Raw genomic sequence first — 20,054 nt, 5'->3', positions numbered from 1 at the left:
AGGTCCGATTGCTGAATCTGACAGCAGCGTAATGCCACCTATACTAGAGACCACCGTCCCCCCTGGGGTCTGCACGTCCAACAATAAAAAGCAGAGGTGAACATGGTCTGGCAGCAAATCTACGATCCGTTCAACAACCCGGTGATATCAACCCTCCTGGCCGCCGTGCCCGTCGTCGTGATGCTGGCGGCCCTGGCGTTCTTCCATGTCAAGGCGCACCTGGCGGCGCTGCTCGCCCTGGCCTCGGCGCTGGTAATCGCGATCTTCGCCTTCGGCATGCCCGCCAACATGGCCGGTTCAGCCGCGTTGTATGGGGCGGCCAACGGCCTGTTGCCGATCGGCTGGATCGTCCTGAACATCATTTTTCTGCACCGGCTGACCACTGAAAACGGCTCGTTCAAAGTGCTGCAGGACTCCCTCGCGCGGATCACCGACGACCGGCGCCTGCAACTGCTGCTGATTGCCTTCTGCTTCGGCGCGTTCTTCGAAGGCGCCGCCGGTTTCGGCACGCCAGTGGCGGTGACCGGGGCCATTCTGATCGGCCTGGGCTTTTCGCCGCTGGCCGCCTCGGGCCTGGCGTTGATTGCCAACACTGCGCCGGTGGCATTCGGCGCCCTGGGTACGCCGATCATCACCCTGGCCAAAGTCACCGGGCTGGATGAAATGGAGCTGTCGATGATGGTCGGTCGGCAACTGCCATTCTTCTCGGTGATCGTGCCGTTCTGGCTGATCTGGGCTTTCGCCGGCTGGCGCAAGACCCTGGAAATCTGGCCGGGGATCCTCGTTGCCGGGGTCAGTTTCGCGATCCCGCAGTTCCTGGTTTCCAACTATCACGGGCCGATGCTGGTGGACGTGATCGCCGCGCTGATTTCCATGGCCTGCCTGACCGGTTTCCTCAGGGTCTGGAAACCCGCCACCGTGCATACCTCCGCGGCGCTGTCCGGGCGGGTCGACGACTCGAAAATCGATGACGAATACGCCAGCAAGCCGGAACCGACCGCAGCCTTTTCCGGGGATTCGAAGAAGGCGGTGATGCGCGCCTGGATGCCGTGGATCATCCTGACCATCTTCGTTTTCGCCTGGGGCACCCAGGGCTTCAAGAACAGCTTCGACACCCGGGCGGCCATCGACCCGGCCACCAGTGCGGCCAAACTCGATCCCCAGGGTAAACCCTTGCGTGAAGCCAACCCGGTGTTCGCCCCGGTCCTGACCTTCACCACCATTCACCAGCAGATCGAAAAGGTTCCACCGGTGGTGCCCGCGCCTAAAGTCGAGGAAGCGGTGTACAAGTTCACCTGGTTCACCGCTACCGGCAGCGGGATCCTGCTGGCTGCGATTGTCGGCGGCCTGCTGATGGGCTACTCGATTCCGCAGTTGATCAAGCAATACCTGCGCACCATCTGGGTGGTGCGCTATTCGCTGATCACCATCACGGCGATGCTCGCCCTGGGCTTTCTCACGCGCTATTCGGGACTGGACGCCACCATGGGCCTGGCCTTTGCCGCGACGGGGATTTTCTATCCGATGTTCGGCACCTTGCTCGGCTGGCTCGGCGTGGCCCTGACCGGCTCCGACACCGCGTCCAACGTGCTGTTCGGCGGCCTGCAGCGGGTCACCTCCGAGCAACTGGGGCTGAGCCCGGTGCTGATGGCCGCGGCCAACAGCTCTGGCGGGGTCATGGGCAAGATGGTCGATGCCCAATCCATCGTGGTCGCCTCCACCGCGACCCGCTGGTACGGCCACGAAGGCGAGATCCTGCGCTACGTGTTCTTCCACTCGATCGTGCTCGCCGTGCTCGTCGGCGGCCTGGTGACCTTGCAGGCGTATGTGGCGCCGTTCAGTCATATGGTGGTGGGCGGCCATTGATTGGACTCAAATCCAGGCCTTTCTCCCCTCTCCTGTGGGAGCGAGCCTGCTCGCGAAATGGTCGGCACATTCAACATCAATGGCGACTGGCATGACGCTTTCGCGAGCAGGCTCGCTCCCACAGGGATAGGATAGAAATCGGTTTACGGAAAATGACCTCACATAACTACAAAACGAGTGTCGTACACCGATGAACATTCTTTACGACGAACGCGTTGACGGCGCCTTGCCCGAGGTCGACAAAAACGCGTTATTGCAGGCACTGCGCACGCAATTGCCCGAGCTGGAGATCCTGGATCAGCAGGAAGAACTCAAGCCCTACGAATGCGACGGCCTGTCGGCCTACCGCACGACGCCGATGCTGGTGGTGCTGCCCCGGGATATCGCCCAGGTCCAGGGCGTGCTGCGCCTGTGCCATGAGCGGCATGTACCGGTGGTCGCCCGGGGTGCCGGCACCGGTTTGTCCGGCGGCGCCCTGCCCCTGGAAAAAGGCGTGCTGCTGGTGATGGCGCGCTTCAATCAGATTCTGCACATCGACCCCGAAGCACGCACCGCCCGGGTCCAGCCGGGGGTGCGCAACCTGGCGATTTCCCAGGCCGCCGCGCCGTACGGCCTGTACTACGCGCCGGACCCATCGTCGCAAATCGCCTGTTCCATCGGCGGCAACGTCGCCGAAAACGCCGGTGGCGTGCATTGCCTGAAATACGGCCTGACCGTGCACAACGTGCTGCAGGTCGACATCCTCACCGTCGATGGCGAACGCCTGACCCTGGGCTCCAATGCCCTGGATTCCCCCGGTCTCGACCTGCTGGCCCTGTTCACCGGCTCCGAAGGCATGCTCGGGGTGATCACCGAAGTCACCGTCAAGCTGCTGCCCAAGCCACAATCGGCCAAGGTGCTGCTGGCCGCGTTCGACTCCGTGGAAAAAGCCGGCCGCGCGGTGGGCGACATCATTGCCGCCGGGATCATTCCGGGGGGCCTTGAGATGATGGACAACCTGGCCATCCGCGCCGCCGAAGATTTCATCCACGCCGGCTACCCGGTCGATGCCGAGGCCATCCTGCTGTGCGAGCTCGATGGCGTCGAAGCCGACGTTCACGACGATTGCACCCGCGTGCGGCAGGTGCTGGAACAGGCCGGCGCCACCGAAGTACGCCTGGCCAGGGATGAAGCCGACCGCGTGCGCTTCTGGGCCGGGCGCAAGAACGCCTTCCCGGCGGTGGGCCGCCTGTCGCCCGACTATTACTGCATGGACGGCACCATTCCCCGGCGCGAGCTGCCCGGGGTGCTCAAGGCCATCGCCGAGTTGTCCGCCGAATACAACTTGCGGGTCGCCAACGTATTCCACGCCGGTGACGGCAACATGCACCCGCTGATCCTGTTCGATGCCAACCAGCCGGGCGAGCTGGAACGTGCCGAAACCCTGGGCGGCAAGATTCTGGAGCTGTGCGTGAAAGTCGGCGGCAGCATCACCGGCGAGCACGGTGTCGGCCGCGAGAAAATCAATCAGATGTGCGCTCAGTTCAACAGCGATGAACTGACCCTGTTCCATGCCGTCAAAACCGCATTCGACCCCAGCGGCCTGCTCAATCCCGGGAAGAACATCCCGACCCTGCACCGTTGTGCGGAATTCGGCGCCATGCACGTGCATGGCGGGCAGTTGCCCTTCCCTGAACTGGAGCGCTTCTGATGCACGGCACAGGTGATTTCGACGACAGCCAGGCGCTGTTGGAACAGGTCAATCAGGCGCTGGAGAACGCCACCCCGCTGCGCATTCAAGGCTCGAACAGCAAGGCGTTTCTCGGGCGCATCAACGCCGGGGAAATACTCGACACCCGCTCCCATCGCGGCATCGTCAGCTATGACCCGACCGAGCTGGTGATCACCGTGCGTTGTGGCACGCCGCTGGCCGAACTGAAGCAGGTGCTGGACGCCGCGCAACAGATGCTGCCCTGCGAGCCACCGGCGTTCGGTGACGACGCCACCGTCGGCGGCATGATCGCCTGCGGGCTCTCGGGGCCACGCCGCCCGTGGTCCGGCTCGGTTCGCGACTTTGTCCTCGGCACGCGAGTCATCACCGGTTTGGGCAAGCATCTGCGCTTCGGTGGCGAGGTGATGAAGAACGTCGCCGGCTACGATCTGTCGCGCTTGATGGCCGGCAGTTACGGCACCCTGGGCCTGATCACCGAAGTCTCGCTCAAGGTCCTGCCCAAGCCCCGGCAAACCTTGAGCATCAGCCTGGATATGGACAGCGAACGTGCGCTGCGCAACCTGGCGAAATGGGGCCAGCAACCCTTGCCGATCAGCGCGGCCAGCCATGACGGTGAGCGCCTGTACCTGCGCCTCGAAGGTGGCGAGGGTTCGGTGGCGTCGGCCCATGACCGCCTCGGCGGGGAACCGTTGGACGGCGGCTACTGGGATGACCTCAACGAACATCGTTTGCCGTTCTTCGACGAGGACCAGCCGCTGTGGCGTCTGTCGCTGCCCCACAACACCCCGAAACTCTCCCTGCCCGGTCGGCAACTGATCGACTGGGGCGGCGCCCAGCGCTGGCTCAAATCCGATAGCCAGGCCAGCTTCATTCGTCAGGTCGTCGATGAAACCGGAGGCCACGTGACCTGCTACAGCCACGGCCTGATCGACAGTCCGTTCCAGCCCTTGCCCGACGCGCTGATGCGCTACCACCGCAGCCTCAAGCAGCAACTCGACCCCCGGGGCATTTTCAACCCCGGACGACTGTACGCGGAGCTTTGAACCATGCAGACCACCCTGAGTGAAAGCGCCCGCCGCCTGCCACGAGCCGAAGAAGCCGACAGCATCCTGCGCACCTGCGTGCACTGCGGTTTCTGCAACGCCACCTGCCCGACCTACCAGTTGCTGGGCGATGAGCTGGATGGTCCGCGCGGGCGCATCTACCTGATCAAACAGGTGCTGGAAGGCAACGAGGTCACGCAGAAAACCCAGCAGCACCTGGATCGCTGCCTGTCGTGTCGCAACTGCGAAACCACCTGCCCCTCCGGCGTCGATTACCACAACCTGCTGGACATCGGCCGCGCGGTGGTCGACGCAGCGGTCCCGCGCCCCTTCGGCCAGCGCCTGCTGCGCGAGGGTTTGCGCACGCTGGTGCCGCATCCGGATCTGTTCAAGGGGCTGGTCAACGGCGGCCAGGTGTTCCGTGCCTTGCTGCCCGACACCCTGCAAAGCAAATTGCCGCGTAGCAGCACCCTGAGCAAACCGCGACCCACCCTCCGTCATGCACGGCGGGTATTGATGCTCGAAGGCTGCGTACAACCGGGCCTGGCGCCCAATACCAATATCGCCGCGGCCAGGGTGCTGGATCGGCTCGGGATCAGTGTCACGCCATGCCGCGAGGCCGGTTGCTGCGGCGCCGTGGACTATCACCTGGACGCCCAGGCCGCTGGCCTCGATCGCGCCCGTCACAACATCGACACCTGGTGGCCCCTGATCGATAAAGACGGCGTCGAGGCCATCGTGCAGACCGCCAGCGGCTGCGGCGCCTTCATCAAGGACTACGGCCACCTGCTCGCCAGCGATCCGGCCTATGCCGACAAAGCCCGCAGGGTCAGCGCGCTGGCCAAGGACCTGGTCGAGGTGCTGCGCGATGAGCCACTGGAAAAACTCGGCATCCACAACGCCCATCGCCTGGCCTTCCATTGCCCCTGCACCTTGCAGCACGCGCAGAAACTCGGTGGCGCGGTGGAAAAAGTGCTCGAGCGCCTGGGCTTCAACCTGACCTTCGTGCCCGACAGCCACCTGTGCTGCGGCTCGGCGGGCACCTATTCGCTGACCCAGCCGGAACTGTCGCGGCAATTGCGCGACAACAAAATGAATGCCCTGGAAAGCGGCTACCCTGAAGTGATTGTCACGGCCAACATCGGCTGCCAGTCCCACCTCGACGGCGCGGGTCGCACGCCGGTCAAACACTGGATCGAAGTGGTGGAAGCGGCTTTGCCCTGACACCAAATTGCGGAGAACAGCGATGAAGACCAAAGCCGTGCTCAGCCAGACCGAAGTGCTGCGCATACTCACCGCCGCGCGTAACGAAGCGCAGAACAACCAGTGGCCAGTGACCATCGTGGTCGTCGATGACGGCGGCCATCCCCTGGCCCTCGAACGCCTCGACGGCGCGGCGCCGATCAGCGCCTACATCGCCACCGAGAAAGCCCGGACCTCGGCCCTGGGCCGGCGGGAATCGAAAGGCTATGAAGAGATGGTCAATGGCGGGCGTACCGCGTTTGTCACGGCACCCTTGCTGACTTCGCTGGAAGGCGGCGTGCCGGTCATCGTCGACGGCCAGGTGATCGGCGCCGTAGGCGTGTCGGGGGTCAAGGCCGAGCAGGATGCGCAGGTGGCGAAGGCCGGGGCGCAAGCGCTCAAATAACCCTAATCCCCCTGTAGGAGCGAGCCTGCTCGCGATGGTCGTCAACGCTAACACTGGCAGCCTGACACCCCGCGGCGTTCTCGGGTGCATCGCGAGCAGGCTCGCTCCTACAGGGTTCGTGTTCACTCAGTTGAAGAGGAAGCGCACAGATGACCCGTCTCACCGCGAAAGACTTTGCCCCGGAACTGCTGGAACTCTACGACTACTACGCCCACGGCCTGATCAACCGCCGCGAATTTCTCGACCGGGCGGCGTTGTTCACCTTCGGCACCATGACCGCCAGTGCACTGCTCGCTTCGCTGAGCCCGAACTATGCGCTGGCCGAGCAGGTCGAGTTCACCGACCCGGATATCCTCGCCGAGTACATCACCTACCCGTCCCCCAAGGGCAACGGACAGGTGCGTGGCTACCTGGTGCGCCCGACCAAGGCCAGCGGCAAGGTCGGATCGGTGGTGGTCGTGCATGAAAATCGCGGGCTGAACCCGTACATCGAGGACGTCGCCCGCCGTTTGGCCAAGGCCGGTTTCATCGCCCTCGCCCCCGATGGCCTGACTTCGGTCGGCGGCTATCCGGGCAACGACGAGAAGGGCAAGGAGCTGCAGGAAAAGGTCAACCCGGAAAAGCTGATGAACGACTTCTTCGCCGCCGTCGAATGGATGATGAAACACCCAGAAGGCAGCGGAAAAGTCGGCATCACCGGCTTCTGCTACGGCGGCGGCGTGACCAACGCGGCAGCGGTGGCCTATCCGGAATTGGGGGCGGCGGTGTCGTTCTACGGGCGCCAGCCGGAAGCCAAGGACGTGCCCCGCATCAAGGCGCCGCTGATGCTGCATTACGGCGAGCTGGATACGCGGATCAACGAGGGTTGGCCGGCCTTTGAGAAGGAACTGAAGGCCGGGGGCAAGACGTATGAGGCGTTTATCTATCCCGGCGTCAATCACGGGTTCCACAATGACTCGACACCGCGTTATGACAAGGCGGCAGCCGATCTGGCGTGGGAGCGGACGTTGGGGTGGTTTCGCAAATACCTTGTCTAATCGGCCAGCAGGGCCGGCCTCATCGCGAGCAGGCTCGCTCCCACAATGGATCTTCGTTACGCACAATCCACTGTGGGAGCGAGCCTGCTCGCGATAGCCATATCAAGGCCAGTGATTACTTCGGTTGTGCCACAGTCCGCAAATACGGCTTCAGGGTCTTGTAGCCATCCGGGTATTTCTTCTTCGCATCCTCATCGGACACCGACGTCGGAATAATCACATCCTCACCCGGACGCCAGTTCACCGGCGTTGCAACGGTGTGCTTGGCATTGAGTTGCAGCGAATCGAGCAGGCGCAGCACCTCGTCGAAATTGCGTCCGGCGCTCATCGGGTAGATCAGCATCGCCTTGATCTTCTTGTCCGGGCCGACCAGGAACACCGAACGCACCGTGGCGTTGTCCACCGCCGTGCGCGCACCGCCGCTGGCGTTGGGGTGGATCATGTCGTAGAGCTTGGCCACCACCAGGTTCTCGTCGCCGATTAGCGGATAGTTGACGGCACTGCCCTGGGTTTCCTCGATGTCACCCACCCACTTCTCGTGGTCACTGACCGGGTCGATGCTCAAGCCGAGGATTTTGGTATTGCGCTTGTCGAACTCCGGCTTGAGCTTGGCCAGATACCCCAGTTCAGTGGTGCAGACCGGGGTGAAGTCCTTTGGATGGGAAAACAGGATGGCCCAGCCGTTGCCGATCCATTCGTGAAAATTGATCTTGCCTTCGGTGGTGTCGGCGGTGAAATCCGGTGCTTCGTCGCCAATACGAATTGCCATGTTCGATCTCCTTGCAGTAATGGTCATTGGAAGGGGAGCCAGTCAACGCGGACAGTATAGGAGAGCTTTTTTGTGGCGAGGGAGTTTACTCCCGCTGGGCTGCGAAGCGGCCCCTGCGCTCATTCAGACATGGCTGGAGTGTCCGGATTTGCGACTGCTCCGCAGCCGAACGGGAGTAAACTCCCTCGCCACAGGTCTGTACCCGCTTGCAGCTACTCCACCAGCGCGATCAATTGATGACGCTGGGCATCGGTGAGTGCCGGGCCGAAGCCCGCCCCGGCGTTTTCCGCCATGTAGCGCGGGTTGCCGGTGCCGGGAATCACACAGGTCACGGCCGAATGGGACAAGAGGAACTTGAGCGCCAGTTGCGGCCAGGTCTTGACCCCGACCTGCGCCGCCCAGCCGGGCAACGGTTTGTCCTTGAGCCTGCCGAGCAGGCCACCGCCACCGAACGGCCGGTTGCAGATCACCGCCACGCCCCGCTCCCGGCACAGCGGCAGGAGGCGTTTCTCGACGCCGCGATCATCCAGGGCGTAGTTGATTTGCAAAAAATCCAGGGGCTCGGCCTTGAGCACCGCCTCAACTTCCTCATAGGCCGACGCGGTGTAATGGGTGATGCCGATGTATCGAATGCGCCCCTGCTCCTTCAAATGACGCAGGGTCGGCAGGTGAATCTGCCAGTCCAGCAGGTTGTGGATCTGCATCAGGTCGATGCGGTCGGTCTGCAGCAACTTGAAGGATTGCTCCATCTGCGCAATCCCTTCCTCACGGCCACGGGTCCATACCTTGGTCGCCAGAAACGCTGGCGAGCGCGGCTCGTGGATCGACAGCAATTCGCCGGTGTTTTCCTCGGCGCGCCCGTACATCGGCGAGCTGTCGATAACTGTCCCGCCCTTCTCGAACAACGCACGCAGCACCCCGGGCAACTGTTTGTAGGCCGGATCCTCTGGCGCGACATCAAAACCGCGATAGGTGCCCAGCCCGACCACAGGCAGTGGCTCGTTGCTCGAAGGAATGGCGCGGGTCTGCATGGTCTTGCCTCCTGTTCCCGTCGCCAGCGCGGTTTGCGCAATCGCTGGAGCGAACGTGAAGACCGCCGAAACACCGGCAGCCAGCGTGAGTATTTCCCTGCGGGTAAAACCGTCCGCATGGCTCATGACATCTCCCTCTCCCGTGGCTGCGACGCGGCCTGTCGCGCCTGTTGCCTGGCCAGCCACAGACAGGTCCAGCCCCACACCCCGGCGAATGGCACGATCACCAGCGCCACCAGGCCGAACCCCGCGCCCAGCGCCGTCAAACCGGCGGACAACCAGCCACTGGCGGCGTCGCCACCGCGATAGACCAGGGTCTCGATCACGTTCTTGGCCTTGTACTTCTCCTCGCGGCTGACCACCGTCCACAACACCTCTCGCGCCGGGCGCACGATGGCGAACTCCACCGCCCGCCGCAGCCCCTGGGCCAGTGCCACCGTGGGAGGCACCGGCGCCAGCGCCATGGCGGCGAAGGCCACTATGGTCGCCAGGGGCATCGCCACCAGCGCCCCGCCAATCCCGACCACACGGATCAATGGCGCCGTCAGCAGCACCTGCAAGGTCAGGGTCAGCGCCGACACGATCAGATCGACCACGGCGAAGAATTGTGTCCTGCTGCCAGTATCAGCGTAGCTGCCAGCGACGATCCGTCCCTGTTCGAAGTACAACAAGGTCGCGGCACTGGTGTGCAGCAGCATGAACAGCACCATCCCCAGCAGGTAGGGAGACCGCAGGATCAGGGTGATGCCGGCGAGCATGCTGCCGCCCATGCGCCGTTCGTCGATTGACCGATTGCCCGACTGCGATTGTGTGCGCGACAGCAGCCCCCGGTAGCAACGTACGGCCACTTCCAGCAACAGCGCCGCCGCCAGGGTCAGGGCCATCGGCCCCAGTCGGGTGGCCATGGTCGCCGCCAGCAACGGCCCGATAAAGGTGCCCAGCGTGCCGCCCGCGGCGATGCAACCGAACAGCCGTCGTCCCTGCTCGCTGGAAAAGCGGTCGACCAGCACGCTCCAGAAAATCGAGACGATGAACAGGTTGTAGATGCTGATCCAGACGAAAAACACCCGCCCGACCATGACCGGGGCGACGTGGTTGGCGATCAACAGGCCGAACACCAGCATCGACACCGCGATCAAGCGGTAGATCAAGGGCACGAAGCGCGTGGCCGGCAGCCGCGACGCCAGCGCTCCGAAGATGGGCACCATCAGCAGCATGACCACGAAAGTGGCGGTAAACAGCCACTGCAACTTGTCGGCGCCGCCTTCCAGCCCCAGGGCGTCGCGCAGCGGTCGCACCAGGTAGTAGCTGGCCAGCACGCAGAAATGGAACGCAAAGCCCAATACCAAGGCCGAACGTTCAGCAGGCCTTACATCGAGCCATTGAGGCATGTTGGGCATCGGTGCCCTCCTTTACCGCCCGCTACACTCTGACAGCACCCGGAGCCTTTGATGCCGCCCACTAACGTTAGCCGAATGTCCCGAACCCTGGTGTTACTCGTCGTCCTGCTCGCGGCGCTGTACCTGGCGCTGTGCGCGGCCCTGTTCGTGTTTCAGCGCGCGCTCATCTACTACCCGCAACCCCGGGGCGACTCGTCGGCGCCGCTGTTGAGCCTGGCCGTCGACGATGCGCAGATACAGGTTTCGACCCGCCCGAGCACCGGCCCCAAGGCCCTGATCTATTTCGGCGGCAACGCCGAGGACGTCTCGCGCAGCCTGCCGGCATTCGCGGCGGCCTTCCCCGATGACGCGCTGTATTTCCTGCATTACCGAGGCTATGGCGGCAGCAGCGGCTCGCCCTCCGAGGAAGCGATCGCCCGCGATGCCATGGCCTTGTTCGACAAGGTCTATGCCGATCATCCGCAAATCACCCTGGTCGGGCGCAGCCTGGGTTCCGGCGTCGCCGTGCGCCTTGCAAGCGTGCGCCCGGTGGCAAAACTGCTGCTGGTCACGCCTTACAACAGCCTGGAGGAACTGGCTGCCCGGCAGTTTCGCTGGTTTCCGGTGCAGTGGTTGTTGACCGATAAATTCGAATCCTGGCGCTACGCCGAACACATCAGCGTGCCGACGCGGTTGATTGCTGCCGAGGATGATGAAGTGATTCCGGCGTCCAGCACCCGGCGGTTGTTCAGCCATTTCCAGGAGGGTGTGGCGACGCTGCAGGTGATTGCGGGCACGGGGCACAACTCCATCAGCGACAGCCCCGAGTACATGAAAGCGTTGGGGGAAGGACTGTAAATCCTGCGCAATGCAGATCCATTGTGGGAGCGAGCCTGCTCGCGAAGAGGCCGGCACATTCAATATTAATGGCGGCTGATACTCCGCTTTCGCGAGCAGGCTCGCTCCCACAGTGGCCCGTGTCGTGCACGAATATCGTGGCGAAAAAAAGCCCGGGCAAGCGCGACCACGCTTCCCGGACCAAAGTTGCTACATGCTCTTTGAAACCCTGCTATCAGAACCGTGGCTTGACCGCCTTCCACTCCGGCTTGTACCGCTGCATCTGCTTCACGTCATCGCGCTGGCGAATGCCGCAGGTCAGGTACTGGTCGTGCAGCTTGCCCAGTTGATCGTGGTCCAGCTCCACGCCTAGCCCCGGAGCCCGGGTGATTTTCACGCAGCCATCGACAAACGGCAGCTTGCCGCCCTTGATCACCTCTTCATCCGGTTCCTGCCACGGGTAATGGGTGTCGCAGGCGTAATCCAGATTCGGCACCGACGCGGCGACATGGGCCATGGCCATCAGGCTGATACCCAGGTGCGAATTGGAGTGCATGGACACGCCCAAGCCAAAGGTTTCACACATTTTCGCCAGCGCCTGGGTGTCGCGCAGGCCGCCCCAGTAGTGGTGGTCGGCGAGAACGATCTGCACGCTGTTCTGCGCCACGCTGCGGCGGAACTCGTCGAAGTCGGTGACCACCATGTTGGTCGCCAGCGGCAGGCCAGTACGCTTGTGCAGCTCGGCCATGCCGTCCAGGCCCGGCGTCGGGTCTTCGTAATACTGCAAGTCATCACCGAGCAATTCGGCCATGCGAATCGAGGTTTCCAGGGACCAGTTGCCGTTCGGATCGATGCGCAGCGGATAGCCCGGGAAGGCCTTTTTCAACGCCTTGATGCACGACACTTCATGCTCTGGCGGCAGCGTGCCGGCCTTGAGCTTGATGCTCTTGAAGCCGTATTCCTCGATCATCCGCCGCGCCTGGGCGACGATCTGCTCTTCGTTGAGCGCTTCGCCCCAATTGTCGGGCTTGTAGGGGGAGTCGACGTGCTGCGCGTATTTGAAGAACAGGTAGGCGCTGAATGGAATCTCGTCGCGGATCGCCCCGCCCAGCAGGTCCACCAGCGGTACGTTCAGGGAGCGTGCCTGCAAGTCGAGGAACGCCACTTCGAACGCCGAATAAGCGTTGCTCACCGCTTTGCTGGCATGGGATCCGGGAGCCAGTTCCGCCCCGGCAATACTTGCCGGTTTGTTCGCCGCGACCGTGACCTGGACGATGGCGCGCAGTTGGTTGAGGTTGAACGGATCCAGGCCGATCAGCTGGCTTTGCAGTTGCTGCTGGATCGCCAGCGCCGGAGCGTCGCCGTAGCTTTCACCCAGGCCGATGTAGCCATTGTCGCTCTCGATTTCGATGATCGAACGCAGGGCAAAGGGTTCATGAATGCCGCTGGCATTGAGCAATGGCGGATCACGGAAGGCGATTGGGGTGACGGTGACTCGTTTGATTTTCAAGAGGCTGCTCCCGTTGGATCAGATTTCAGGGCTTGATGACTGAGGGGCTTTTTTGTTGCCGCACCTTCAACGGCTGCGCCGGCCGGCGAACCCCGGGGCGAAGTGCGGGCGAAGAAGATCACGATGGCCGCCAGCAGCGAAGTCGCCGCCAGGCCATACAGGCCGCCTTCGATGGAACCGGTGGTTTGCTCCAGGAAGCCGAAGGTGGTCGGGGCGACGAAGCCGCCAAGGTTGCCGATGGAGTTGATCAGGGCGATCACCGCCGCCGCGATCCGCGCATCCAGGTAGCTTTGCGGAATCGGCCAGAACAGTGCCGAGGCCGCCTTGAAGCCGATGGCCGCGAAACAGATGGCGACGAAGGCGAAGATCGGGCCGCCGGTGGTGGACATGAACATGCCAAACGCCGCGATCACCAGCGTCACCGCCACCCACGCCTGCTGGTATTTCCATTTGCTGGCCATGGCGGCGAAGCCGTACATCGCGACAATCGAGATGATCCATGGAATGGAGTTGAACAGGCCGACCTGGAAGTCGCCGAGGTTGCCCATCTTCTTGATCATGCTCGGCAGCCAGAAGGTGGCACCGTAGATGGTCAACGCGATGGAGAAGTAGATGAAGCAGAACAGCGCGATCTGCCGGTCGGCCAGCAATTTGAACATCGATGGCTTGACCGTACGGCTGGCATCGCGGGCTTGCTGCTCCAGGTCGATGGCGGTGGTCAGCGCGGTCTTTTCTTCATCGCTGAGCCACTTCGCTTCCCGAGGATGGGATTGCAGCCAGAACCAGACGAAACCGCACAGCACGATGGAAGCGAAGCCTTCGATCAGGAACATCCACTGCCAGCCGTGCAGGCTCAGGCCGCTGATGTGCAACAGCGCACCGGACACGGGACCGGAAATCACCGAGGCAATGGCCGAGCCACTGAGGAAAATCGCCATGGCCTTGCCGCGTTCGGTCGCCGGCAACCATTGGGTGAAGTAATAAATGATGCCGGGGAAGAAGCCCGCTTCGGCGGCGCCGAGGATGAAGCGCAGCACGTAGAAACTGGTTTCGCCCTGAACGAAGGCCATCGCCATCGCGGCTGCACCCCAGGTGAACATGATGCGGGTCAGCCAGGCGCGGGCACCGTAGCGTTGCAGCAGCATGTTGGACGGCACTTCGAAGATCGCGTAACCGACGAAAAACAGCCCGGCACCCAGGCCATAGGCGGCAGCGCCTATCCCTAAGTCGGTTTCCATGTGGCTGCGCACGAAGCCGATGTTGACCCGGTCGATGTAGTTGACGATGAACATGATCACGAACAGCGGCAGGACATGGCGCTTGACCTTGGCGGCAGCGCGGGCGAGCACATTCGGGTCGGGTGGACTCTGGAGGGTTTTCAAGGGGCGACTCCCGATCATTATTTTTCTAAGGGATAGCTTTAAGGGATTTCTGTAGGCCTGGAGCGATGATGGACGCCTGCATTGATCCCGTCTAATCTAACTTGGCATTCGATTGATACCCGGATTAGATCAATGTTCGAACTGACCCAGCTGCGCTGCTTCACTACCGTGGCCACGGAACTGAATTTCCGTCGCGCCGCCGAACGCCTGAACATGACCCAGCCGCCGCTCAGCCGGCAGATTCAGTTGCTGGAGCATCACCTGGGGGTCGAGTTGTTCACCCGCAGCACCCGCAGCGTCGCCCTCACCGCCGCTGGCCGTGCGTTCTTCATCGAGGCGCAGAACCTGCTGGAGCGTGCCCAGCAGGCGGCGGTGACCGCGCGGCGTTTTGCCGAGGGCGATATTGGCTCGGTCAATATCAGCTTTGTCGGCAGCGCGGTTTACGAGTTTCTGCCCAAGGTCATTGCCGAGGCGCGACTGACCCAGCCCCATGTGAAAATTGACCTGGCGGAAATGAACACCTACCAGCAACACGAAGCCCTGCGTGCCCGGCGCGTTGACCTGGGCATCGCCCGTGCGCCGTTGCTGGAGCCCGGTTATTCCACCGAATGCCTGGTGCGCGAACCCTTCGTGCTGGCGGTGCCCAGCCCCCATCGGCTGGCCACGGCGGCCACGGTGTCGGTCCAGGACCTCGACGCCCAGCCCTTCCTGATGTACTCCCACGTTGCCTACCCGCCTTTCAACGAACTGCTGACCGGCACCCTGCGCTCGGCCCGCGTGGCCCCGGACTACGTGCAATGGCTCGGCTCGTCCCTGACCATCCTCGCCCTGGTCAACGCCGGCATGGGCCTGGCCCTGGTACCCCGCTGCGCCACCAGCGTGGTGTTCAAGAACGTGGTGTTCCGCGACATTGACCTGGGCGAAGGGGTGCAGAGCGAATTGCATTTGATCTGGCGCGAGAACAACGACAACCCGGCGTTTGCGATGTTACTGGAGGGGATTCGGCGGGCGGTGCGTGAGGGGTGGGGATCCTAGCATCGCTGTCCCCTGTAGGAGCGAGCATGCTCGCGATGGTGGTCAACGATGACGCTGGGTACCTGATGCCCCGCGTTGCCCTTGCGTCCATCGCGAGCATGCTCGCTCCTACAGTTACTGCATACTCGCCATCCGCTGGTGCACCCGGCCCGGGCATCGCAATAAAAAAGTGCACACATCGGTCGCTCCAGCCCCACCGACAGCCTCGAAACCCCTTACAGCAAGGCCTCAAAGCTTCTGGCCCGCCACTTGCAATCACCCACTACGCAGTCAACGCAGATTGCACATATACGACAAAGGCGCCGTGTAGCTCCCCGTTTCGACGGAGGGCCGCATGGCGCCTTTTGCGTTTCTGGATTGATCAAGTGTCGGCAGGATTTCGAGGATGGCAGACAAAACCGTACGCAGCGTATGCCCCTATTGTGGCGTGGGGTGCGGCATCGTCATGCAGGTCGAGGGCAATCGGGTGGTCAAGGTCGTTGGCGACAAGACCCACCCGAGCAACTTTGGTCGGCTCTGCACCAAAGGCACCACCAGCGGGCAGGCGATTGCCGAGGCGGGCCGGATGGAGAATGCCTACCTGCGCCAGGCCCGTGATCGCGACCCGGTTCGGGTCGCCATGGATCAGGCCATCCGCGAAACCGCCGGCCGGCTGCGCGGCATTCTCGATCGTCACGGGCCCGATGCCCTGGCGTTCTACGTTTCCGGGCAGATGTCGCTGGAAGCCCAGTACCTGATCAACAAACTGGCCAAGGGCTTCGTGCGCACCAACAACGTCGAATCCAACTCGCGCCTGTGCATGGCCAGCGCCGGCAGTGGCTACAAGCTTTCCCTAGGCTCCGACGGGCCACCGGGTTCCTATGAGGACTTCGACAAGGCCGACCTGTTCTTCGTGACCGGCGCCAACATGGCCGACTGTCACCCGATCCTGTTCCTTCGCATGATGGACCGGGTCAAGGCCGGTGCCAGACTGATCGTGGTCGACCCGCGCCGCAGCGCCACGGCAGAAAAGGCCGGGCTGTTTTTGCAAATCCGCCCCGGCACCGACCTGGCGCTGCTCAATGGCTTGCTGCATCTGCTGCTGAAAAATGGCCATACCGATGCGGAATTCATCGCCTCTTTCACTGAGGGCTGGGAGGTCATGCCGGCGTTTCTGGAGGACTATTCCCCGGACAAGGTCGCGCAGATCACCGGCCTGGCCGAAGCCGACATTCGCCAGGCGGCGCAATGGATCGGCGAGGCCGCCGAGTGGATGAGCTGCTGGACCATGGGCCTGAACCAGAGCACCCACGGCACCTGGAACACCAACGCCCTGTGCAACCTGCACCTGGCCACCGGGGCGATCTGCCGCCCTGGCAGCGGGCCGTTTTCCCTGACCGGGCAACCCAATGCCATGGGCGGCCGGGAGATGGGCTACATGGGCCCGGGCCTGCCGGGCCAGCGTTCGGGACTGGTCGAAGCGGACCGGGTGTTCATCGAGAACCTGTGGAGCATCCCCCAAGGCAGCCTGCCGCGCACGGTCGGCGGTGGCACCGTGGATCTGTTCGAGCAAATGGCCGAGGGCCGGATCAAAGCCTGCTGGGTCATCTGCACCAACCCCGTGGCCTCGGTGCCCAACCGGCGCAAAGTCATCGAAGGCCTGCAGGCCGCCGAACTGGTGATCACCCAGGACGCCTACCTCGACACCGAGACAAACCGCTACGCCGACATCCTGCTGCCCGGCGCGCTCTGGGCCGAAGCCGAAGGTGTGATGATCAACGCCGAGCGCAACCTGACCCTGATGCAACAAGCCGTGACGCCACCCGGCGAAGCGCTGGCCGACTGGCAGATCATTGCGCGGGTGGCGTGCGAAATGGGCTTCGCCGAAGCGTTCAGCTACAGCGATGCCAGCGAAGTGTTCGAAGAGATCAAGCGCGCCTGGAACCCCAGGACCGGCTATGACATTCGCGGTGCCAGCCATGCACGCCTGCGCGAACAACCGCTTCAATGGCCCTGTGCGGCGACCGATGGCCCGGACCGCAATCCGATTCGCTACTTCAACGACGGCGTGAGCCAGGCGCTGAGGATCGACACCGACGGCCGCCAGCCAGCCATCGTGTTCGCCACCGAAAGTGGCAAGGCCGTCTTCCTCCCCCGCCCGCACATGCCGCCTGCGGAAATGCCCGACGAGCAATTTCCCTTCGTCCTCAACACCGGGCGCCTGCAGCACCAGTGGCACACCCTGACCAAGACCGGCAAGGTCGCGACCCTGAATAAGCTCAACCCGGGCCCGTTCATTGAAATCCATCCGGACGATGCCGCCAGTTTCGGCATACGCGACAAGGATCATGTGCAAGTGCGCTCCCTGCGCGGCAAGGCGGTCCTGCCGGCGGTGGTGACCGACCGGGTGCGTCCGGGGAACTGTTTTGCGCCCTTCCACTGGAACGATGTCTTCGGGGAAAACCTGGCGATCAACGCGGTGACCCACGATGCGGTCGACCCGATTTCGCTGCAGCCCGAATTCAAGTTCTGCGCCGTCGCCCTGCAACGGGTCGAGCTGATCGAGCATCAGTTCCTCGACGTGCCCACCCCCGTTGCTGAACCTCTTCCCGTTGGCCCTTTGCCTGAGGAACTCGCCATGTCGTCCATCGAGGCGTTTGCCGAAATCGCCGGCATCAGTCACCTGCCCTCACCGAAGCTGAACAATCAGGAACGCCTGTACCTGGCCGGCTTCCTCAGTGGCCTGCAATCCACGGCGGGCCGGCAAGCCAGTGGCGTGCCTGTCCTGCCCCCAAGCGCGCCCATGAGCGCCGACACCCGGCTATGGCTGGACGGTGTGCTGGGCGGTTTGTTCAGCCGGATCGAGAGCGCTGCGACAGCGGGCGACAGCGCACAAACATCCGCCAGCCCATCGACCGTCACGCTGTTGTGGGCCTCGCAAACCGGCAACGCCGAAGCCCTGGCCGAGGGTTTCGCCGGCCAATTGCGTGAGGCCGGCATCGCTGTCGAGCTGAGCGCCATGTCGGACTTTGCGCCAGACAGACTGGTCAGCACCCCGGCCCTGGCCGTGATCAGCAGCACCTTCGGCGACGGCGATGCGCCCGACAATGGCGAAGGTTTCTGGCACAGCTTGAGCCGCAGCGAGACACGCCTGGAGTCCCTGCGTTTCGCAGTGTTGGCCCTGGGCGATCGCAATTACGAGCAGTTCTGCCAGCACGGTAAAAACCTCGACCGGCGCTTGCATGAACTGGGCGCCACGCGGCTGCTGGAACGGGTCGACTGCGACAGCGACTTCGAAGCACCGGCGCAGCAGTGGCTGGCGGATTTGCAGAAAGCGCTGCAACCGGTAGCGCCGATCTCAGTGACGGTTGCCAGCCCTGCCTCCGCGCCGTGCAAGGCCAAGCCATTCGCTTCACGTCTGCTGACCAATCTGCACCTGAACCAGCAGAGCCCCCACAAGGAAACCCGCATGTTTTCCTTGGGACTTGCCGACTCCGGGTTGCACTACGAAGCCGGTGATGCCCTGGGCGTCGTGCCACGCAATTGTCCGGAGCTGGTCGATGAAGTGCTGCAACTGACGGGCCTTCACGCCGACACACCGGTCAAGGTCGACAAGGTCGGCGAGCTGCCCCTGCGCCAGGCCCTGACCGAGCACTTCGAAATCGCCCGCCCCGCCGGCGACACCCTGGCCTTCATCGCCGAGCGCAGCCGCAACCCGGCGCTGCAACAGTTGCTGGGCAGTGAACGCAAGGCCGAATTGAAAGACTGGCTGTGGGGCCGGCAACTGGCGGATGTCTTGCAGCAATACCCGGTCGACTGCTCGGCCAGTGAACTGCTGGGCAGCCTCAAGCGCCTGCAACCGCGGCTGTATTCGATTGCCTCCAGCCCCAAGGCGCATCCGGAGGAAGTGCATCTGACCGTAGCGGCGGTGCGATATGGCAAACGCAAAGGCGTGTCCTCGACCTTCCTCGCCGACCGTGCCGAGAACGTTGAGGTGCCGGTATTCGTTCAGCCCTCCAAACACTTTCGGGCGCCCACCGATGGCAATGTTCCGATGATCATGATCGGCCCCGGCACCGGCGTGGCACCGTTTCGCGCGTTCCTGCAAGAACGTCGCGCACGGGGTGACCAGGGCAAGAACTGGCTGTTCTTCGGCGAACAACACGCCGCCAGCGACTTCTACTACCGCGACGAACTGCAAGGCATGCAGCGCGACGGCCTGCTGACCGAACTCAGCCTGGCCTTCTCACGCGACCAGGCGCAGAAGATCTACGTACAGGACCGCCTGCTCGAACAGGGTGCCGAACTGTGGCGCTGGCTGCAGGAAGGCGCGCAGTTGTACATCTGCGGCGACGCAACGCATATGGCCAAGGATGTCGACCAGGCCTTGCGCCGGGTTGCCCAGGATCATGGCGGGTTGTGCACCGAAGGCGCCGCGGACTACTGGCGGCAGTTGAGTGAGCAGAAGCGGTATTTGCGGGATGTTTACTGATTGGGACCGTTAAACACTGTAGGAACGAGCCTGCTCGCGATGGCGGAGTGTCAGGCAACTTCAATGTTGAATGACCGGCCCTCATCGCGAGCAGGCTCACTCCTACAGTGATTTCGGCTACCCGCAGATTCCACGTCCAACCCATCAACCTGTGGGAGCGGGCTTGCCCGCGATGGCGGTGTGTCAGGCTACATCAATGTTGAATTTGCCGGCCCCTTCGCGGGCAAGCCCGCTCCCACAGTGATTTCGGCTACCCGCAGATTCCACATCCAACCCGCTCCCACAAGGTGCTGCATCGATTGCGGAGCTTGTATTCCACGCCCGTCAATATGAAA

14 protein-coding genes are annotated in these 20,054 nt (G+C 63.1%); 9 read left to right on the top strand and 5 right to left on the bottom strand.

Annotation, left to right across the window (positions count from 1 at the left end):
• The first annotated feature begins 102 nt into the window (after positions 1–102).
• The 6 genes from ABTV29_RS12595 (at position 103) to yghX (ending at position 7,305) form a co-directional block, all read left to right on the top strand.
• Positions 103–1,866, top strand: coding sequence for an L-lactate permease (locus tag ABTV29_RS12595; RefSeq protein WP_433770659.1), 1,764 nt, complete (start codon positions 103–105; stop codon positions 1,864–1,866).
• A gap of 190 nt (positions 1,867–2,056) precedes the next feature.
• The gene (gene glcD, locus ABTV29_RS12590) at positions 2,057–3,556 is read left to right on the top strand and encodes a glycolate oxidase subunit GlcD (protein ID WP_433770657.1); all 1,500 of its coding nucleotides are present in this window, start codon (positions 2,057–2,059) and stop codon (positions 3,554–3,556) included.
• Positions 3,556–4,620: a glycolate oxidase subunit GlcE gene (glcE, locus tag ABTV29_RS12585; RefSeq protein ID WP_433770655.1), complete on the top strand. Its 1,065-nt coding sequence runs from the start codon at positions 3,556–3,558 to the stop codon at positions 4,618–4,620. The genes glcD and glcE overlap by 1 nt, the downstream gene beginning before the upstream one ends.
• 3 nt (positions 4,621–4,623) lie before the next feature.
• A complete protein-coding gene (glcF, locus tag ABTV29_RS12580; protein WP_433770654.1) occupies positions 4,624–5,844 on the top strand; it encodes a glycolate oxidase subunit GlcF in 1,221 nt (406 codons plus the stop codon).
• Between the two features lie 22 nt (positions 5,845–5,866).
• Positions 5,867–6,268 carry a heme-binding protein gene (locus ABTV29_RS12575; protein ID WP_433770652.1) on the top strand — a complete coding sequence of 134 codons (402 nt, stop codon included), beginning with the start codon at positions 5,867–5,869 and terminating at the stop codon, positions 6,266–6,268.
• Between the two features lie 149 nt (positions 6,269–6,417).
• Complete coding sequence (gene yghX, locus ABTV29_RS12570; RefSeq protein ID WP_433770650.1) at positions 6,418–7,305, top strand: YghX family hydrolase; 888 nt, start codon at positions 6,418–6,420, stop codon at positions 7,303–7,305.
• Positions 7,306–7,420: 115 nt separating this feature from the next.
• Here yghX and ABTV29_RS12565 read toward each other — a convergent pair whose 3' ends face one another.
• The 3 genes from ABTV29_RS12565 to ABTV29_RS12555 form a co-directional block, all read right to left on the bottom strand.
• Entirely contained in the window at positions 7,421–8,074 is a 654-nt protein-coding gene (locus tag ABTV29_RS12565) for a peroxiredoxin (RefSeq protein ID WP_433770648.1), read from the bottom strand.
• A 212-nt stretch (positions 8,075–8,286) separates the two neighbouring features.
• The gene (locus ABTV29_RS12560) at positions 8,287–9,231 is read right to left on the bottom strand and encodes an aldo/keto reductase (protein WP_433770646.1); all 945 of its coding nucleotides are present in this window, start codon (positions 9,229–9,231) and stop codon (positions 8,287–8,289) included.
• Positions 9,228–10,505: an NTP/NDP exchange transporter gene (locus ABTV29_RS12555; RefSeq protein ID WP_433770644.1), complete on the bottom strand. Its 1,278-nt coding sequence runs from the start codon at positions 10,503–10,505 to the stop codon at positions 9,228–9,230. The genes ABTV29_RS12560 and ABTV29_RS12555 overlap by 4 nt, the downstream gene beginning before the upstream one ends.
• Positions 10,506–10,556: 51 nt before the next feature.
• On the opposite strand from ABTV29_RS12555, the gene ABTV29_RS12550 reads away from it, so the two are divergent.
• Entirely contained in the window at positions 10,557–11,342 is a 786-nt protein-coding gene (locus ABTV29_RS12550; protein WP_433770642.1) for an alpha/beta hydrolase, read from the top strand.
• A gap of 214 nt (positions 11,343–11,556) precedes the next feature.
• Here the strand turns inward: ABTV29_RS12550 and ABTV29_RS12545 are convergent, their stop codons facing one another.
• Together ABTV29_RS12545 and ABTV29_RS12540 are read right to left on the bottom strand one after the other, a co-directional pair.
• Complete coding sequence (locus ABTV29_RS12545) at positions 11,557–12,831, bottom strand: glucarate dehydratase family protein (protein ID WP_433770640.1); 1,275 nt, start codon at positions 12,829–12,831, stop codon at positions 11,557–11,559.
• The gene (locus ABTV29_RS12540) at positions 12,828–14,213 is read right to left on the bottom strand and encodes an MFS transporter (RefSeq protein WP_433770638.1); all 1,386 of its coding nucleotides are present in this window, start codon (positions 14,211–14,213) and stop codon (positions 12,828–12,830) included. The genes ABTV29_RS12545 and ABTV29_RS12540 overlap by 4 nt, the downstream gene beginning before the upstream one ends.
• 132 nt (positions 14,214–14,345) lie before the next feature.
• On the opposite strand from ABTV29_RS12540, the gene ABTV29_RS12535 reads away from it, so the two are divergent.
• Both ABTV29_RS12535 and ABTV29_RS12530 read left to right on the top strand, forming a co-directional pair.
• Positions 14,346–15,248, top strand: coding sequence for a LysR family transcriptional regulator (locus tag ABTV29_RS12535; RefSeq protein ID WP_433770636.1), 903 nt, complete (start codon positions 14,346–14,348; stop codon positions 15,246–15,248).
• Positions 15,249–15,633: 385 nt separating this feature from the next.
• Positions 15,634–19,719 carry a molybdopterin-dependent oxidoreductase gene (locus ABTV29_RS12530; RefSeq protein WP_433770634.1) on the top strand — a complete coding sequence of 1,362 codons (4,086 nt, stop codon included), beginning with the start codon at positions 15,634–15,636 and terminating at the stop codon, positions 19,717–19,719.
• Positions 19,720–20,054 lie beyond the last annotated feature (335 nt).

This window comes from Pseudomonas putida, assembly GCF_050989985.1.
GTDB classification, from domain to species: domain Bacteria; phylum Pseudomonadota; class Gammaproteobacteria; order Pseudomonadales; family Pseudomonadaceae; genus Aquipseudomonas; species Aquipseudomonas putida_AI.
The sequence above is the reverse complement of the archived record's forward strand: the minus strand, read 5'-3'. Positions and strand labels throughout refer to the sequence as shown.

What these genes read in the sequence shown, in the direction of transcription:
- ABTV29_RS12530 (WP_433770634.1), top strand. Translation starts at nt 15,634, where the DNA reads ATGGCAGACAAAACCGTACGCAGCGTATGCCCCTATTGTGGCGTGGGG.
- ABTV29_RS12565 (WP_433770648.1), bottom strand. Translation starts at nt 8,074, where the DNA reads ATGGCAATTCGTATTGGCGACGAAGCACCGGATTTCACCGCCGACACC.
- glcF (WP_433770654.1), top strand. Translation starts at nt 4,624, where the DNA reads ATGCAGACCACCCTGAGTGAAAGCGCCCGCCGCCTGCCACGAGCCGAA.
- ABTV29_RS12595 (WP_433770659.1), top strand. Translation starts at nt 103, where the DNA reads ATGGTCTGGCAGCAAATCTACGATCCGTTCAACAACCCGGTGATATCA.
- ABTV29_RS12550 (WP_433770642.1), top strand. Translation starts at nt 10,557, where the DNA reads ATGCCGCCCACTAACGTTAGCCGAATGTCCCGAACCCTGGTGTTACTC.
- yghX (WP_433770650.1), top strand. Translation starts at nt 6,418, where the DNA reads ATGACCCGTCTCACCGCGAAAGACTTTGCCCCGGAACTGCTGGAACTC.
- ABTV29_RS12560 (WP_433770646.1), bottom strand. Translation starts at nt 9,231, where the DNA reads ATGAGCCATGCGGACGGTTTTACCCGCAGGGAAATACTCACGCTGGCT.
- ABTV29_RS12535 (WP_433770636.1), top strand. Translation starts at nt 14,346, where the DNA reads ATGTTCGAACTGACCCAGCTGCGCTGCTTCACTACCGTGGCCACGGAA.
- ABTV29_RS12555 (WP_433770644.1), bottom strand. Translation starts at nt 10,505, where the DNA reads ATGCCCAACATGCCTCAATGGCTCGATGTAAGGCCTGCTGAACGTTCG.
- ABTV29_RS12575 (WP_433770652.1), top strand. Translation starts at nt 5,867, where the DNA reads ATGAAGACCAAAGCCGTGCTCAGCCAGACCGAAGTGCTGCGCATACTC.
- glcD (WP_433770657.1), top strand. Translation starts at nt 2,057, where the DNA reads ATGAACATTCTTTACGACGAACGCGTTGACGGCGCCTTGCCCGAGGTC.
- glcE (WP_433770655.1), top strand. Translation starts at nt 3,556, where the DNA reads ATGCACGGCACAGGTGATTTCGACGACAGCCAGGCGCTGTTGGAACAG.